This window comes from Pseudarthrobacter lactosi, assembly GCF_055412785.1.
Genome location: NZ_JBVAYS010000003.1, coordinates 650,701 through 664,290, shown reverse-complemented (window position 1 = coordinate 664,290; position 13,590 = coordinate 650,701). Strand labels below are relative to the sequence as shown.

Here is a 13,590-nt window from a genome sequence, read left to right as displayed (position 1 = left end):
ACGAACGTCGCTTATCAGCGATTCCCGGTTTGCCCATGGTTCATGCCGTGAACTCGGTTAGACCCACCAAAACATTAGCGACCACCACGCGACATTACTGATAGTGTCCTTTGATTCTTCCTTCGGCGAGGGCGCTGAGCTGCCGTCTGTGGCTTGTACCTTCTTCAACCGGGGGGCCTGTTTTCCGAAGATCTTTTGGGTCGCCAGGTAGAGTCCGGTGACCATGGCTGCAAAGCCGGTCAGGCCGATGATGAGGTTGGCAACGGGGTTCGGGAGTGCGAGGCCGAAGAGTAGGAGCCCGAAGCCGGCAATCGTCATAAGTACGCCGCCGACGACGCGGCGAAGGGATGAGGTGGGGCGGCCGGGGTCGGTTTCCATTGTGTGGGCAAACTGGGGATCGTCCTCTTTGAATTGTTTCTCCAGTTGCTCCAGCATTTGCTGTTCGCGTTCGGTGAGTGCCATCAGGCGGTCCTGCCCTGGTTTTGTGTCGGGACTGTGGATGGCTTTCCAAGGGCGGGGAAGTGTGGGTTGAGTAGCCGGCGCTTAGTGGTTCGGGTCGAGTGGCGGTTGGCCATGGGGTCTTCTTTCGTGTTCTTGGTGGAGTGTGTAGCCAGGTCGGGCTGTCCGATGCAGCAGGGGGCTGGCGGGGTTCCGGGCAGGTCGAGGCCGGATCGTCTTCGCGGATGCACCGTGAACGTCCTGGCCTCGACCGGCCGCGGGTGCTAAGGGTTTACAGCGATGGCTGTTGAGGTGGCCGGCCGTAGGTTTCCAGGAGGCGGAGCCATATTTCGCTTACGGTTGGATAGGCGGGGACAGCGTGCCAGAGCCGGTCTAGAGGGACTTCGGAAACGACGGCGATGGTTGCTGCCTGGAGCAGATCGCTGACGTCGGGGCCCGCGAAGGTCATGCCCAGGATCACCTTTCGTGCCTCGTCGACGACCATTCGTGCGGTGCCCTTGTAGCCGTCGGCGTTTATGCCGGCACCGGCTACGTGGCCGATTTCGTAGTCGACAACACGGATGTCGTAACCGGCTCGGGCCGCGGCCTGGGCGGTTAGACCGACGGAGGCGATCTCGGGGTCGGTGAATGTGACCTGTGGTACCGCTGCATGGTCCGCTGTTGCCACATGGCGTCCCCACGGGGCGTCCATTACTTCCGCGCCTGTTGCCCGTGCGGCGATGACGTCTCCCGCCGCCCGTGCCTGGTACTTGCCTTGGTGGGTGAGCAGCGCGCGGTTTGTCACATCTCCGGCGGCGTACAGCCAGTCGAAGCCGGGGACCCGCATTGTGTCATCGGTTTCTATCCAGTCGCCTGGGTTGAGACCAACGGTGTCGAGGCCGACGTCCCGGGTGTTTGGTGTGCGGCCGGTTGCGATGAGTACTTCCTGGGCTGTGATGGTGTGCCCGGCACTGGTTTCGATGGTGACGTCGGTGCCGTTGCGGTGGACGCTGGTGGTTTTGGTATCCAAGAGCAGGGTCACGCCTTGTTCACGGAGGGCTGTGGCGACCATTTCTCCGGCAAAGGGTTCCATGCTGGAAAGGAGGCCGCCGCGGGCGATCAGGGTCACGGTGGTCCCGAAGCCGGCGAACGCTGTGGCGATTTCCGTCGCGACGACGCCGCCGCCGATGATGGCGAGGCTCTTCGGAACCGTCTTGATGCTGGTGGCTTCCCGGCTGGTCCAGGGCCGGGCATCTGCCAGTCCTTCGATGTCCGGCAGGAACGAGCCTGAGCCTGTTGTCACCGCGACGGCGTGCCGGGCCGTGAGTTCAATCGTTGAACCGTCTGCCGCGGTGACTGTTACTCTCTTGGAGCCGGTTATCCGGCCGTGCCCCCGGATCAGCCCGATCCCGGCACTGTTGAGCCAGTCGACCTGTCCGGCGTCGGACCAGTTGCTGGTGTAGTAGTCCCGGCGCGCCAGTACAGCGTCGACGTTGAGTTGCCCTGTGACTGCCTCGGCTGCGCCTGGAAGCTGCCGGGCTGCGCGTAGTGCCTGGGCGGAGCGCAGCAGGACTTTGGAGGGCATGCATGCCCAGTATGAGCACTCGCCGCCGACGAGTTCGCTCTCCACGATGACGGCGGTGAGGCCGCCCTGGACAGCACGGTCGGCGATGTTCTCACCGACTGCACCGCCGCCAAGGATGATCAGGTCGTACTCTGCGGAACGTTCGCCGCTCATCGTCCGGGCGCCCGGGTGAGGACTTCCTGAAGGAACCAGCCGTTGCCGTCCGGATCGCTGAAGGACGCGAAGGAGCCGTAGTCAGCCCTGTCGGGGGAGGGGCCGGACACCCGGTTTCGTCCGCCCGGCCTGTGGAAGAGCCCGTCGGCGTCGTGCCAGACGTCGCTGATCTCGATTCCTCGGCTGTGCAGGTCTGCCTGCGCGGCGATGATGTCCTTCACGATCAGGTGAAGATTCTGGACGGACCCCGGCGTTGATTCGGTGACTCCCGTGCCGAAGATGATCGACATTTCCGAGCCGGGAGGGGTGAGCTGGATGATTCGAAGCTCCTCGCTGATGTTGAAGTCGGCGTCGAGGCGGAAACCGGCCTTCTCATAGAAATCCTTGGCCCGGTCAACGTCCGTGACGGGGAGGACGAGGACTTCGAGCTTCAGCTCCACTGCGTTGGTTGCCTGAGTTTTTTCTGGTGCAGCCGCAGGTTGCCTGCGGTCGGTTCCGTCGGGCGCGTTGAGGCTGTATCCGGCGTCGGCAAGGGTTCGGCTCATGTGGTCCGCGTACCAGGTGGGCCATTCGGCGTCGTGGACGCCGCCGAGGGTTTCGGCTTCGTAGACTCCGTGGTCGGTTGCGGCCTGGTCCAGGGCGTTTTTCAGGATTTCAGGGGCTGGGATAGACATTTTCGTGCTCCTTGTTAGGTGGTTGTTGCAGTACCGGTACGTGGTGGTCAGTTGTTCGGGCGGAGGTTGTGGAGGTCCAGGAGAATGGCGGCGAAGTTGTGGATGGCGTTGTTGTCCTTGTCGCGGAGCAGTACCCGGCGGCGGGTGGGAGCGCTCAGGCCCTGGAAGTCCCTGTGCTCGGAGGTGTAATGGGCGACTTCGGCCCAGCCGTTGACTTCGACGTCATAGTCCATCCGTCGCTGCAGCCCTGTCTCGGAGTCGAAGTAGTAGGTCTGGACTTTGCTGTGGCTGTGGATGGAGTCCGGGAAGGTGACCTCGAGCCGGCGCCACGTCTCGCCGTCTTCGTCCCAGGGATCGAGTTCCCGGGTGTGGACTCCGGGGAGGGTGAAGAGCAGCGGTTCGGCGAGATAGGTCCAGGTGGCGTAGGAAATGAAGTAGCCCATCTGCGTCGGAGACCATGGGGTGTCTCCCTGGAAGCCGGCCATGCTTTGGCGGGGAGCGGAAAGGCTGTCCACGACCGTGCCCGCGCCATCGGTGATGGTGACCAGATCCTCGGCGGCGTCAAAGTGCAGGGTTCGTCCTGGCCCGAAGGGCGTGATGGTGATCCGCTGTTCGGTGAGGTCCGCTGTCACGGTTACTTCGCCGAGGAGGTCCGGCTGGCCTTTGAAGGGCCAGAAGACGCCGTGGACGTGGAGTTTGGCCGTCACGCTGCGGGCTCCTTCCCAGATCGGGGCGGTGCCATGCTTGGCCAGGGCAAATTCAACGAGGTCGTTCATGATTTTCTTCTTTCGGTGATTTCTGCGTGAGGTGGTGCTGGGGGCGCCCGGACGGGGCAGCCGGGTGTGAGGTCGACGTGCTCTTACTGGGTGTCGAGTTTGGAGAACAATCCGGTGAAGGTTCCGCCGGCGGCCGAGAGTTTTGCGAAGAATGCTCCGGCTTGGGGTGTGGCGACGGCCCGGGAGGCTGATTCGTAGTCGTGGAAGTAGAGGTCCAGAGTCCGGTGTGCGGGTGTTGGCGTGCCGTCCTCCTTGGGCCAGACTGTGGCCGATTCGATCCGGAGCAGTTCCGGCAGGTCCTCCGCCAGGTCCAGGAGTGTGGGGACGTGTTGCTCGAAGGCTTCAGGGGTCTTCGGGTTGTCGATGATGAGGGTGATTTTTGTCGGCATTGTTATGTCCTTGGTGGTTGGGGGGCTGGGTTGGAAAGGGTACGTCTTAGTTTTTTGCGAGGAATGCCAGGACCTCGGCGGCGAATTCGTGCGGGTACTGGAAGAGGAATCCGTGGTTGGCATTCGGGTAGATGATGAGTTCGGCGTTGGGGATGGTGCCGGCCAAGAGGTAGGAGTTGGGCGTGGGGACCATGATGTCGTTGTCGCCGTTGGCCACCAGGGTTGGCGCCTTGATGGCTGCCAGCCGGACCAGTTTGGACGGGTCGGGGATGCCCCATTCGATGCTGGCGGCGGCCTGGGCGTCCCGGACGGCCAGGGAAACGTCTGCGTCGCGGCCCTCTGTGCGGGTGAAGATGCGGCTGATGAATTCGTCTCCCTTGGTTCTGCTCTCGGCCGAGGAGTTGATGAAGAGGAAGTGGATGTCGCCGGCGTCCTGCACATCCTTCATGGCGTGCGCCCGCGGCTCATCGGCCCAGCCATGCATGTCCCGGCCGCCCTCAGGGCCGGTGCCGGCGAGGATGATGCGGCGGACAAGGTGCGGGCGCTGCAGGGCGACCTCCTGTGCGACGAAGCCGCCGATGGAGAAACCAAAGAGGTCGACTTCCTCCAGGCCGAGAGCGTCGATGAAAGTCAGCGCATCACGGCCGAAATCCTTGAACGTGGCAGGCACTTTCCCGGTGGAGAGTGCCACTCCGCTGGCATCGAACAGAATGACTTCCCGTTCGGCGGCGATGCTGTCAACCAGCGCAGGATCCCAGCTGTCGAGGTTTCCCCGGAAATGCTGGAAAAAGACGATGGGCGTGGTTCCGGCTTTGCCGAACCGGCGGTAAGCGTACGTCGTAGCGTTGCTTCCCTTGATGGTGAGGTTGGGGGCTGTGTACTGGGACATGGATGAGCCTTTCAATAATTAGAAGTAGACCGGTCGTCTAGTCATGATGAAGGAAAAAGCCTGACGTCTGGTGGGGCCGGCGCTTAGGCCAGGACGTCGGAGTAGACGGTTTCCAGGAAGCCGTCGAGCGGCGCCCGTGAACGTGTCAGCTTGGAGCGGGCGACGGCGCCTTCGAAGCTGGCGATGACGAAGCCCGCGAGCCGCCGCGGATCGCTGTGGTTGGCGATCTCCCCCTCACTTTGCGCCGCCGCAATGGCCGCCGCAAGCTTCCCTGTCCACAGGTCCAGGGACTGTTCGACGACGGCCGTCACGGCCGCGCTCTGGGACGGCATTTCGTTGGAAAAGTTACCCAACAGGCAGCCGCGCTGGAAATTCTCGGCCTCAGCCATCTTGGTGACGTAGGACAGATGGGCCCGGATCCTTCCCAGGGGGGACGCCTCCGCCGTGTCGAGCAGGTCATACTTGACAGTTGCTTCGTAGAGCTTCACCGCTTCAACGGCGAGGGCTTCCTTGCTTTCGAAAAAGTGATAGAAGGAACCTTTGGGAACTCCGGCCGCCCTGGTGATGTCCAGTACGCCGGTTGCCGAATAGCCGTTCGCGTGGAAGAGATCCAGTGCGGTGCTGGCAATTCGTTCCTTGGTGTCCGTGCTCATCTCTGGTCCTTCGGTCGGGGTGATAACTAAAGAATAGACCGGTCGTCTAGTAAAAGCAATACCCCTCCTGAACATTTGCAAACGGCAACGGCGGCACCCCTGTGGCGTGAATCGTCCGCGGACTCCCGAGTTCACCTGGGCGGCATGCGGTTGAACCTTGCGGCCGCCGCGTGGTGAGGAAGACGAGCCACACCCTACGCCTTATGGTTCCAGCGTCATTCCCCGCTGGGCTTAGTCAAACGCGCATTGGATGTTGCAGCGCCCTCGGCCAGGCTGGGGCCGGCCCCGTAGAGACGCATGGTGAAGGCCTCTGAGACGTCGTTGCCCAGGGTTTCTCTTCGTGATCCATCTTTCACGGCGGCTGCGGCCCGGCCGGGAGCATTGCTGCCTAAAGCGCAACCGCTGGTTAGTACAAGGCTGGCAAAACCGACCGCAAACATACGTCTTCTCATGTGAACTTCTTTTCCATGTTTGTGGCGGAATGATTCACGTTGCAGGTGCACCGTCAGCGGGTCAAGCTGACCGCTCGCTCCCTAAGCCAGTAATGGTTGCCCGGACCGTCGGCGCCTGCGGGCCAGGCCGGCTTTGGTATCGGAGCCCGGTTCTATTCCTGGAATTATCCGGTAACCGCGCTGGCTGCTTGCCCAAGTTCAATCGGGGCTCCGGGCGACCTTGGATGGTCCCAAGCTGTGGTTGCGGCGGTAAGTTCCCGGCCGCATACCTGGCACCACGCGCCTGAGCGCGATTCCGTTCCGCATCCAGTGCAAATGATGCGCAGCGTCTCTTGAATGGGAGAGCGGGTGTGGTTCTTCGCCCAGGCGGCAAGTGCATGCAGCACGGGCATCGCGTCGACGCCCGCGGACGTGAGGACGTACTCCTTGCGGGGCCGCGTTCCGGCACCGTACGGCTCTGCCGTGACCACGCCGGCCGCAAGGAGACGCCGCATGCGTTCGCTGAGCACGTTATCCGCGATACCCAACTGTTTCTTCAGGCCATCAAAGCGGTTGTTGCCCATGAATATCTCCCGCAGGACCAGGACCGACCAGGGGTCCCCCAGGACGTCCGCGGCCCGGGCAATAGGACAGGCATCTTCGGACCAGCTTGTGCGAAGCGGCATCGCAGCCTCCTTGGTTTGACTTGCTTAAAGAAAGCCATTGACTTTCTTTAAGAAAGCTTCTTTACTTGCTTAAAGAAAGCTTAGGCGTTCCCTTGGTGGAACGCAATGACCGTCCGGGCTGCCGGTTTGAAGGAGAACGCAATGGGCACAACACGCATGGAACAGACCGGTGCTGGACCGCGTCCGTCCTCCGGCAAGTCAGCGCCGGGCATGGTGCCGTTGGGCTTGTTTGGGATTCCCCTCGGCCTGGCCGGACTCGGCGGAGTCTGGTCCGCAGGCAGGGCAGGGCTGGGGGTGCCTGTCTGGCCGGAAGAGCTTCTCTTCGGTGCGAGCAGTGCCATCTGGCTGGCTCTGACCGCCGCTTATCTCATGCGTGGGTGGCGTCGGAAAGGCGCCTTCCAGTCGGACCTCAAGCACCCCGGAAGCGGTCCGTTCGCGTCGTTGATTCCCCTGGTAGGTATTGTCCTTGCAGCCCACTACAACGAGCATCTGCCGGCTCTGGGCGTATGGGCCCTCTTCGCTTTTGTTGCCGCGCTGGCCGTGGTCGCCACTCAGTTGCTCGCCCATTGGGTCACAGGTGGAGTGAGCATGCAGTCCATCCATCCCGGGTACTTTCTCCCGGTCGTCGCCGGGCCGTTCGTCGCAAGCATTGGATTTACAACGGTTGGCGCTCCCGAAGCAGCCCTCGCCGCCTTCGGCGCCGGCGCGTTCTTCTGGTTGGTCGTAGGAACGGTCGTGACCGTCAGGCTGATGACCGGCGGTCCGCTGCCGGTATCCGCGGTTCCCGCACTGTCCGCCTACCTGGCGGCCCCCGCCACGGCAAGTGTTGCCTGGCACGTGTCACACCCTGGTGGCGCCGGAAGCCTCCAGTTGGGCCTCGCCGGAGTGCTGGTCATGATGCTGCTGATGCAGGTGCTCCTGATCGGTGTTTACCGCGAGCTGCCCTTTTCGATTCTATTCTGGGTGTTCACCTTTCCCGTGGCCACGACCAGCAACTACGCCGTCCGATGGTTCAGCTCTTCCGCTGTTCCGGGATGGGAAATTTATGCATGGGCGATTCTCGCCCTGTCCAGCATCTTTGTCCTGGTGATCGCCGCCCGTACTGTTGCCGGCCTGATCCGCAGATCTACTCCTTCCGTTCCGGTCGAGAGTCATAGGCCGGCTCCGGTTCCATCCATCACAGGCTCCGGAAGTGGGAACAACGGCGCGGTGGTGTACGTTGCAGTCTCGTCAGAAGGAACATCGTAGAAGCGTCAGAAATGAGAAACACCTAAAGTGGCAACCGATTACGACGAAGTCCGTTCCGACGTCAAAGAAACCCAGGACCGTTCCCTGGAGGCATTGCAGTCCGCGAATGCCCCGGATGCCCGCAGCGTCGTAAACGAACTGGACCAGGCCGACGCGCTCGATGAGGGCCTGACCCCTGGGGGAGAGATCATCGCCGAGGAACTCATCGTTCAGGTCATTCCCCAGGCCGCGGACGAGTTCACGTGTTATTCCTGTTTCCTCGTCCGGCACCGGTCCCAACTCGCGCGCGAAAGCAACGGCCACTCATACTGCCTCGAGTGTGAGGGCTGAGGCATCCCTTCGCCAGGACGCAGTATCCGACAGCAGGTCAGCCCCCAGTGGTGTTTCGGGGAGTCCGCGGAAAGCGCGGGGGACAGCCCCCGCAGGGCCCTTCGGCGCCTCGCCAAGCCATTCATCGTCGGTGGTTTTTCTGCCCGGGTGTGGGGGTTGCAGTTGCGGGTCAGGCTGCCTGGGTTGCCCGACCGGGGGACCCTCGCTCTGGGTTCCCGGCGGAATTAAGCCGAGCAGGCTTCCGTCAGTGCTGCGACTGACTCAGCCGGCACCTGGTCTCCGGCATCGGCGATCTGGCCCAGCGGCGTCGTAATTTCCGAGGGTACCCCTGCACCGTCCGCGGCGGACACCAGTCCGCCCAGCAAGGCCTTGTCCTGAACGCTGACCAGCCCGTCCTCCACCACGGCGCAGACCTGCTTCTTGACCTCGTCAGCGGCTGCGGTGGCCACCTTGGAGGCGGCATCGTTCGCGGTGGTTTCGGCGACTTCCTGGACTGAGCCACAGCCGGCAATAAAGAGAAGAAGGGGGACGGCGGTCAGAGCTGCAAGGCGGCGTTTCATTAGTTCAGCCTAACGGTTCAGTCTGTTTCGCCTTCCCCGTGCACCTCGCTTAGGTTGTCTTCGGAGCGGTCCAGATACGCCAGGAGAAGGTCGGCCGCGCGGTCCAGTTCCCCGGATTCGAGGGCCAGGCAGATCGTTTCGTTGTCCTTCAGGTAGTGCTGGTAGAACTGCGCGTCCACGGTGGCTTTGTGGAAGAACAGGCGCATCTCGGCCAGGACATGGCCCATGATGCTGTCCAGCCGCGGGCTTCCGGCCATGGCCACAATGGCGCCGTGGAAATGCTGGTTGGCGGTCCCCAAAGCTTCGTCGTCACCGGCTGCCGCCGCGCGTTTGCCTTCCTCGACGGCGGCCCGGACGGCGGCCACATCCTCGGGGCTGCCCCCGGCGCGCAGGGCGCTGACCTCGATGGCGCGGCGGACCGTATATACGTCGTGGATATCGCCTGCCTCCAGGCTTGCCACAAAGACGCCCCGGTTGGGATGCCGGACCACCAGCCGTTCGCTGGCCAGTTCAACGAAAGCCTCACGCACCGTGTTGCGGGAGACGCCCAGGTCCTCCGCGATGGTGGATTCGGTGAGCCGCGTTCCCGGGAGCAGCGCTCCTTCCGCCAACTGCAGGCGCAGTTCATCCGCCACCCGCTCCGCCACGGACGGAACGGCCACCCGAAGGCGGCCCGCAGCGGTCCGCGCCGGGCTGCTGTTCAAAGAAAGTCGGGAAGAGGGGACGAGCGGGTCTGAAGAGGCCATACACGAGAATTTACACGATCGTCACATTGTGGAATCGAAGGATCGTTGAACAATTTGTAAATTTAGGGCATCCTAGTAGGACCACCCAATGAGACGGGAATCACAAATGGCAACGATTGACCTGAACAGCGACGTCGGCGAGTCCTTCGGACGCTGGAGCCTCGGCGATGACCTGGCAATGTTCGGCTCGGTTTCGAGCGCGAACGTGGCCTGCGGATTCCACGCCGGCGATCCCAGCGTCATCCGCGACACCTGCAAAAAAGCAGCTGCTGCCGGCGTGGTCATCGGCGCCCACGTCGGATACCGGGACCTCGCCGGTTTCGGACGCCGTTTTATGGACATCAGCCCCACAGAACTGGCCGACGACGTCGTGTACCAGATCGGCGCCCTGCAGGCTTTGGCCGCAGTTGAGGGAGCCCGGGTCCAGTACGTGAAGCCGCACGGCGGACTGTACAACGCCATCGTGACGCACACTGCGCAGGCCCAGGCCGTCGTCGACGCCGTGAAATCGGTTGACCCCAACCTGCCGATCCTCGGCCTCCCGGGCTCGGAAGTCCTGCGGCTTGCCGAAGCAGCCGGCCTGCGCGCCGTGACCGAAGCGTTCGCGGACCGGGCCTACAACCCGGACGGCACCCTCGTCTCGCGCTCCCTGCCGGGAGCAGTCCTTGAGGATCCGGAACAAGTGGCGGAACATGTCCTACGGATGGCCACTGAATCAGCGGTCCGCGCAATCGACGGTTCCATCCTTAGAATCCGCGCAGAAAGCATCTGCGTGCATGGTGACTCACCGGGGGCCGTAGCGATGGCCACAGCAGTGAAGTCCGCTCTCGGCGACGCCGGCGTCAGCATCGGCTCGTTCCTCTAACCCCCATCCCATGGCCGCAAAGCAGGCCCCCTGCACCACCCCGCATCCCCCGGAGGAAACCATGACCAGCACGAACAAGGCAGCAAAGGCCGCCGCGCGGAAGCCGCCGCCCGGTGCGCTCAAGGCATACGTCGCCAGCCTCACCGGCACCTCGCTTGAGTACTACGACTTCGCGATCTACTCGGTGGCGTCTGCCCTCGTCTTCCCCAAGATCTTCTTCCCCTCGGACGACGAATTCGTGGGTCTCCTCCTCTCCTTCTCGGCCTTCGCGGTGGGCTACCTCGCCCGTCCGATCGGCGGCATTGTGTTCGGCCGGCTCGGCGACAAGGTGGGCCGCAAGTACGTCCTGGTCTTCACCCTGGTGCTGATCGGCGTCGCCACCGTCCTCATCGGTGCGCTGCCTGACTACTCAGCGATCGGCATCTGGGCCCCCATCCTCCTGGTGCTCCTGCGCCTGGCCCAGGGCATCGGCGTCGGCGGTGAATGGGGTGGCGCTGTGCTGCTGTCCAGCGAATTCGGCGACCCCAACAAGCGTGGTTTCTGGTCCTCCGCAGCCCAGATCGGCCCGCCCGCTGGCAACCTTATGGCCAACGGCGTACTTGCCATCCTGGCAGCCTCGCTGAGCACCGAAGCGTTCCTCTCCTGGGGCTGGCGGGTAGCCTTCCTGGCCTCCGCCCTGTTGGTGGTCTTCGGCCTGATCATCCGCCTCAAGCTCGAGGAAACCCCGGTCTTCAAGGCCATCGCAGCCCACGGCGACCAGCCGAAGGCACCCATCAAGGAAGTCTTCACCACCCAGCCGCGTGCGCTGATCGCCGCTGCCCTGTCCCGTGTCTGCCCGGACGTGCTCTACGCGCTGTTCACCGTTTTTGTGGCTGTTTACGCCACTAAGGAACTGGGCATGACCACGGGCAACGTGCTGGCCGCCATCCTGATCGGCTCCGCGTTCCAGCTCTTCCTCATCCCGTTCGCCGGCGCACTCACTGACCGTTTCAACCGCCGCTGGGTTTACGGCATTGCCGCCGCCGCCACCGCTGTCTACATCCCCCTGTTCTTCCTGATGATCGCGGGCAAGTCCGTGGTGATGCTGATCATCGGCGTGGTGATCGGACTGGCCCTGCACGCGTTTATGTACGGCCCGCAGGCGGCCTTCATCACCGAGCAGTTCCCGGCCCGCCTCCGCTACGCCGGCAGCTCCCTGGCCTACACGCTTGCCGGCGTCATCGGCGGCGCCGTGGCGCCGTTGATCTTCACCGCCCTTTACGGCGCAGCGTCCGGCGGCTGGTACCTGATCGCCGCGTACATCCTCCTGGCGGCCATTATCACCATCGTGGGCATGCGCCTGGGCCGCGACCCGCAGCCGGAAGAGGACCTCCACCTGCTGCACAACGACGGCGCGAAGGAGAGCCACGCCTGAGGGGCGCGGCCTGATCCCATGGAAACAGTCAGTAACGCCACCACGGCGGCCCGGGTGCTCGCCGTCAGGCCGGTAGGTACGACGGCGGTACTCGCCGAACTCTCCGGGCTCCACGATGTCCTGGCCCTGCAGGCCCTCCTGCTGGAGGAGCCGCTGCCCGGCCAGGTGGACGTCCTGGCCGCCGCCGAAACCGTGATGGTCAAGGCGGATTCACCTGCGGCGGCGCGCAGGATGGCGGCCCGGCTGCTGGAGATGGACCTGACGGTCCAGTCCCACGCCGAAGGCAAACTGGTGCAGATTGAGACCGTGTACGACGGCGACGACCTCGCCGAAGTGGGCCGGCTCACCGGGCTGGGCGCCGACGGTGTCATCGCGGCGCACACCGGGCAGGTCTGGACGGTTGCGTTCGGTGGCTTCGCGCCGGGCTTCAGCTACATGGTGGGGGAGAACCAGGTACTTGAAGTCCCGCGCCGGAGTTCGCCCCGGACCGCCGTCCCCGCAGGTTCCGTGGCACTGGCCGGCAACTATTCGGCCGTCTACCCGCGGAAATCGCCGGGCGGTTGGCAGCTGATCGGCCGCACCGCGGCGCACATGTGGGACCTCAGCCGGGAGCAGCCGGCCCTGGCCGCGCCCGGTGACCGCGTGCAGTTCAGTGCGGTGCGCGAGCTGATTGAAGTTACGGCCACCCCGGCCGGGGCGGCGGATTCCGAAACCCCGGCCACCCAGGAACCGGGCGTTCAGTCCGGTCTGCTGATCCTCTCGCCCGGACTCCAGAGCCTGATCCAGGACCTCGGCCGCCCCGGACACGCCGGGCTCGGAGTGTCCTCAGCCGGGGCACTGGACCGGTCCTCCCTGCGCCGTGCCAACCGGATCGTGGGCAACGACCCGTCCGCCGCCGTCGTCGAATCCGTTGCCGGCGGGCTGCGTGTGCAGGCCGTGGGGGACCAGGTGCTGGCTGTGGCCGGCGGGCCGTCGGCACTGACTGTAGTGACGCCGTCGGACGTTCCCGATTCAGACGTTCCCGAATCAGTCGATCCGGACGACGACGGTGACGAGTCAGGGCTTGACCGGCCTGACCAGGTCCGCGAAGTGCCCATGGCCACGGCGTTCGCCCTGCTCGACGGCGAGATCCTGACCATCGGAGCGCCCGAACTCGGCTTCCGCAGCTACCTGGCCATCCGCGGCGGGGCGGCAGCCGATGCTGTGCTCGGAAGTCGGTCCACGGACACCATGTCCGGGATCGGGCCGGCACCGCTGGCTGCCGGGCAGCTGCTGGGTGCCGCCGCCGCCACGTCCTCGAATGTGGTGGGAAACCCCGAACTTCAGCCCGACTTCCCGGACACCGGCGTCACGGTCCTGGACATCGTTCCCGGACCCCGCGATGACTGGTTTGACGCCGCCGCGCTGGAATCGCTGTGCGCCCAGGAGTGGGCGGTGACGCCCCGCTCGAACCGCGTGGGCATGCGCCTGGACGGTGAGGCGCTCAGCCGCAGCCGCGACGGGGAGCTGCCCAGCGAGGGAACCATGGCCGGCGCGCTGCAGATCCCGCCGGAAGGACAGCCGGTTCTCTTCCTGGCCGACCACCCCATCACCGGCGGCTACCCCGTGATCGCCGTGGTGGTGGACCACCAGCTGGACCTGGCCGCCCAGGTTCCCATCGGCGGGTCCATCCGGTTCCGCTGGGCTCCCGGCTACGGGCTGCCCACCAGCTTTTCCGAATCATCCCCCAACATTTCCCAGACAAAGTGAGCAA

The 13,590-nt window shown here is 64.2% G+C and carries 15 protein-coding genes; 5 read left to right on the top strand and 10 right to left on the bottom strand.

Translation table 11 applies throughout. The annotated features are described in order from the left end of the window. Positions 1-57: 57 nt before the first annotated feature. The 8 genes from ACZY0Q_RS16670 to ACZY0Q_RS16635 all read right to left on the bottom strand — a co-directional run bounded on the left by ACZY0Q_RS16670 (position 58) and on the right by ACZY0Q_RS16635 (position 6,674). On the bottom strand, positions 58-462 hold the full coding sequence (locus ACZY0Q_RS16670) for a DUF3040 domain-containing protein (protein ID WP_463918530.1): 405 nt from the start codon (positions 460-462) through the stop codon (positions 58-60). A gap of 268 nt (positions 463-730) precedes the next feature. After that, positions 731-2,176 (bottom strand): dihydrolipoyl dehydrogenase family protein, encoded by a 1,446-nt coding sequence (locus ACZY0Q_RS16665; RefSeq protein WP_463918529.1) that lies wholly within the window; start codon positions 2,174-2,176, stop codon positions 731-733. After that, positions 2,173-2,850, bottom strand: a complete 678-nt coding sequence (locus ACZY0Q_RS16660) for a VOC family protein (RefSeq protein WP_463918528.1) — start codon at positions 2,848-2,850, stop codon at positions 2,173-2,175. The genes ACZY0Q_RS16665 and ACZY0Q_RS16660 overlap by 4 nt, the downstream gene beginning before the upstream one ends. A gap of 47 nt (positions 2,851-2,897) precedes the next feature. After that, positions 2,898-3,626 carry a hypothetical protein gene (locus ACZY0Q_RS16655; protein ID WP_463918527.1) on the bottom strand — a complete coding sequence of 243 codons (729 nt, stop codon included), beginning with the start codon at positions 3,624-3,626 and terminating at the stop codon, positions 2,898-2,900. A gap of 83 nt (positions 3,627-3,709) precedes the next feature. Beyond that, a complete protein-coding gene (locus tag ACZY0Q_RS16650; RefSeq protein ID WP_463918526.1) occupies positions 3,710-4,015 on the bottom strand; it encodes an EthD family reductase in 306 nt (101 codons plus the stop codon). A 46-nt stretch (positions 4,016-4,061) separates the two neighbouring features. After that, a complete protein-coding gene (locus ACZY0Q_RS16645; RefSeq protein ID WP_463918525.1) occupies positions 4,062-4,904 on the bottom strand; it encodes an alpha/beta fold hydrolase in 843 nt (280 codons plus the stop codon). Positions 4,905-4,987: 83 nt separating this feature from the next. Beyond that, entirely contained in the window at positions 4,988-5,557 is a 570-nt protein-coding gene (locus ACZY0Q_RS16640; RefSeq protein ID WP_463918524.1) for a TetR/AcrR family transcriptional regulator, read from the bottom strand. Between the two features lie 616 nt (positions 5,558-6,173). Beyond that, positions 6,174-6,674: a winged helix-turn-helix transcriptional regulator gene (locus tag ACZY0Q_RS16635; protein ID WP_463918523.1), complete on the bottom strand. Its 501-nt coding sequence runs from the start codon at positions 6,672-6,674 to the stop codon at positions 6,174-6,176. A 141-nt stretch (positions 6,675-6,815) separates the two neighbouring features. On the opposite strand from ACZY0Q_RS16635, the gene ACZY0Q_RS16630 reads away from it, so the two are divergent. Beyond that, complete coding sequence (locus ACZY0Q_RS16630; RefSeq protein ID WP_463918522.1) at positions 6,816-7,922, top strand: SLAC1 family transporter; 1,107 nt, start codon at positions 6,816-6,818, stop codon at positions 7,920-7,922. Positions 7,923-7,949: 27 nt separating this feature from the next. After that, a complete protein-coding gene (locus tag ACZY0Q_RS16625; RefSeq protein WP_463918520.1) occupies positions 7,950-8,252 on the top strand; it encodes a DUF4193 domain-containing protein in 303 nt (100 codons plus the stop codon). Positions 8,253-8,476: 224 nt separating this feature from the next. Here the strand turns inward: ACZY0Q_RS16625 and ACZY0Q_RS16620 are convergent, their stop codons facing one another. Beyond that, positions 8,477-8,812 carry a hypothetical protein gene (locus ACZY0Q_RS16620; protein ID WP_463918518.1) on the bottom strand — a complete coding sequence of 112 codons (336 nt, stop codon included), beginning with the start codon at positions 8,810-8,812 and terminating at the stop codon, positions 8,477-8,479. A gap of 17 nt (positions 8,813-8,829) precedes the next feature. Continuing rightward, positions 8,830-9,558, bottom strand: coding sequence for a GntR family transcriptional regulator (locus ACZY0Q_RS16615; protein WP_463918517.1), 729 nt, complete (start codon positions 9,556-9,558; stop codon positions 8,830-8,832). A gap of 106 nt (positions 9,559-9,664) precedes the next feature. Here ACZY0Q_RS16615 and ACZY0Q_RS16610 point away from each other — a divergent pair, with 106 nt between their 5' ends. The 3 genes from ACZY0Q_RS16610 (at position 9,665) to ACZY0Q_RS16600 (ending at position 13,586) form a co-directional block, all read left to right on the top strand. Further along, positions 9,665-10,423: a LamB/YcsF family protein gene (locus ACZY0Q_RS16610; protein ID WP_463918515.1), complete on the top strand. Its 759-nt coding sequence runs from the start codon at positions 9,665-9,667 to the stop codon at positions 10,421-10,423. 61 nt (positions 10,424-10,484) lie between these two features. Beyond that, on the top strand, positions 10,485-11,837 hold the full coding sequence (locus tag ACZY0Q_RS16605; protein ID WP_463918514.1) for an MFS transporter: 1,353 nt from the start codon (positions 10,485-10,487) through the stop codon (positions 11,835-11,837). Positions 11,838-11,855: 18 nt separating this feature from the next. Then, positions 11,856-13,586, top strand: a complete 1,731-nt coding sequence (locus tag ACZY0Q_RS16600) for a 5-oxoprolinase subunit B/C family protein (RefSeq protein ID WP_463918512.1) — start codon at positions 11,856-11,858, stop codon at positions 13,584-13,586. Positions 13,587-13,590 lie beyond the last annotated feature (4 nt).

Excerpts from the sequence above, each read along its gene's own strand:
- ACZY0Q_RS16670 (WP_463918530.1), bottom strand. The coding sequence starts at position 462 with ATGGCACTCACCGAACGCGAACAGCAAATGCTGGAGCAACTGGAGAAA.
- ACZY0Q_RS16665 (WP_463918529.1), bottom strand. The coding sequence starts at position 2,176 with ATGAGCGGCGAACGTTCCGCAGAGTACGACCTGATCATCCTTGGCGGC.
- ACZY0Q_RS16660 (WP_463918528.1), bottom strand. The coding sequence starts at position 2,850 with ATGTCTATCCCAGCCCCTGAAATCCTGAAAAACGCCCTGGACCAGGCC.
- ACZY0Q_RS16655 (WP_463918527.1), bottom strand. The coding sequence starts at position 3,626 with ATGAACGACCTCGTTGAATTTGCCCTGGCCAAGCATGGCACCGCCCCG.
- ACZY0Q_RS16650 (WP_463918526.1), bottom strand. The coding sequence starts at position 4,015 with ATGCCGACAAAAATCACCCTCATCATCGACAACCCGAAGACCCCTGAA.
- ACZY0Q_RS16645 (WP_463918525.1), bottom strand. The coding sequence starts at position 4,904 with ATGTCCCAGTACACAGCCCCCAACCTCACCATCAAGGGAAGCAACGCT.
- ACZY0Q_RS16640 (WP_463918524.1), bottom strand. The coding sequence starts at position 5,557 with ATGAGCACGGACACCAAGGAACGAATTGCCAGCACCGCACTGGATCTC.
- ACZY0Q_RS16635 (WP_463918523.1), bottom strand. The coding sequence starts at position 6,674 with ATGCCGCTTCGCACAAGCTGGTCCGAAGATGCCTGTCCTATTGCCCGG.
- ACZY0Q_RS16630 (WP_463918522.1), top strand. The coding sequence starts at position 6,816 with ATGGGCACAACACGCATGGAACAGACCGGTGCTGGACCGCGTCCGTCC.
- ACZY0Q_RS16620 (WP_463918518.1), bottom strand. The coding sequence starts at position 8,812 with ATGAAACGCCGCCTTGCAGCTCTGACCGCCGTCCCCCTTCTTCTCTTT.
- ACZY0Q_RS16615 (WP_463918517.1), bottom strand. The coding sequence starts at position 9,558 with ATGGCCTCTTCAGACCCGCTCGTCCCCTCTTCCCGACTTTCTTTGAAC.
- ACZY0Q_RS16610 (WP_463918515.1), top strand. The coding sequence starts at position 9,665 with ATGGCAACGATTGACCTGAACAGCGACGTCGGCGAGTCCTTCGGACGC.
- ACZY0Q_RS16605 (WP_463918514.1), top strand. The coding sequence starts at position 10,485 with ATGACCAGCACGAACAAGGCAGCAAAGGCCGCCGCGCGGAAGCCGCCG.
- ACZY0Q_RS16600 (WP_463918512.1), top strand. The coding sequence starts at position 11,856 with ATGGAAACAGTCAGTAACGCCACCACGGCGGCCCGGGTGCTCGCCGTC.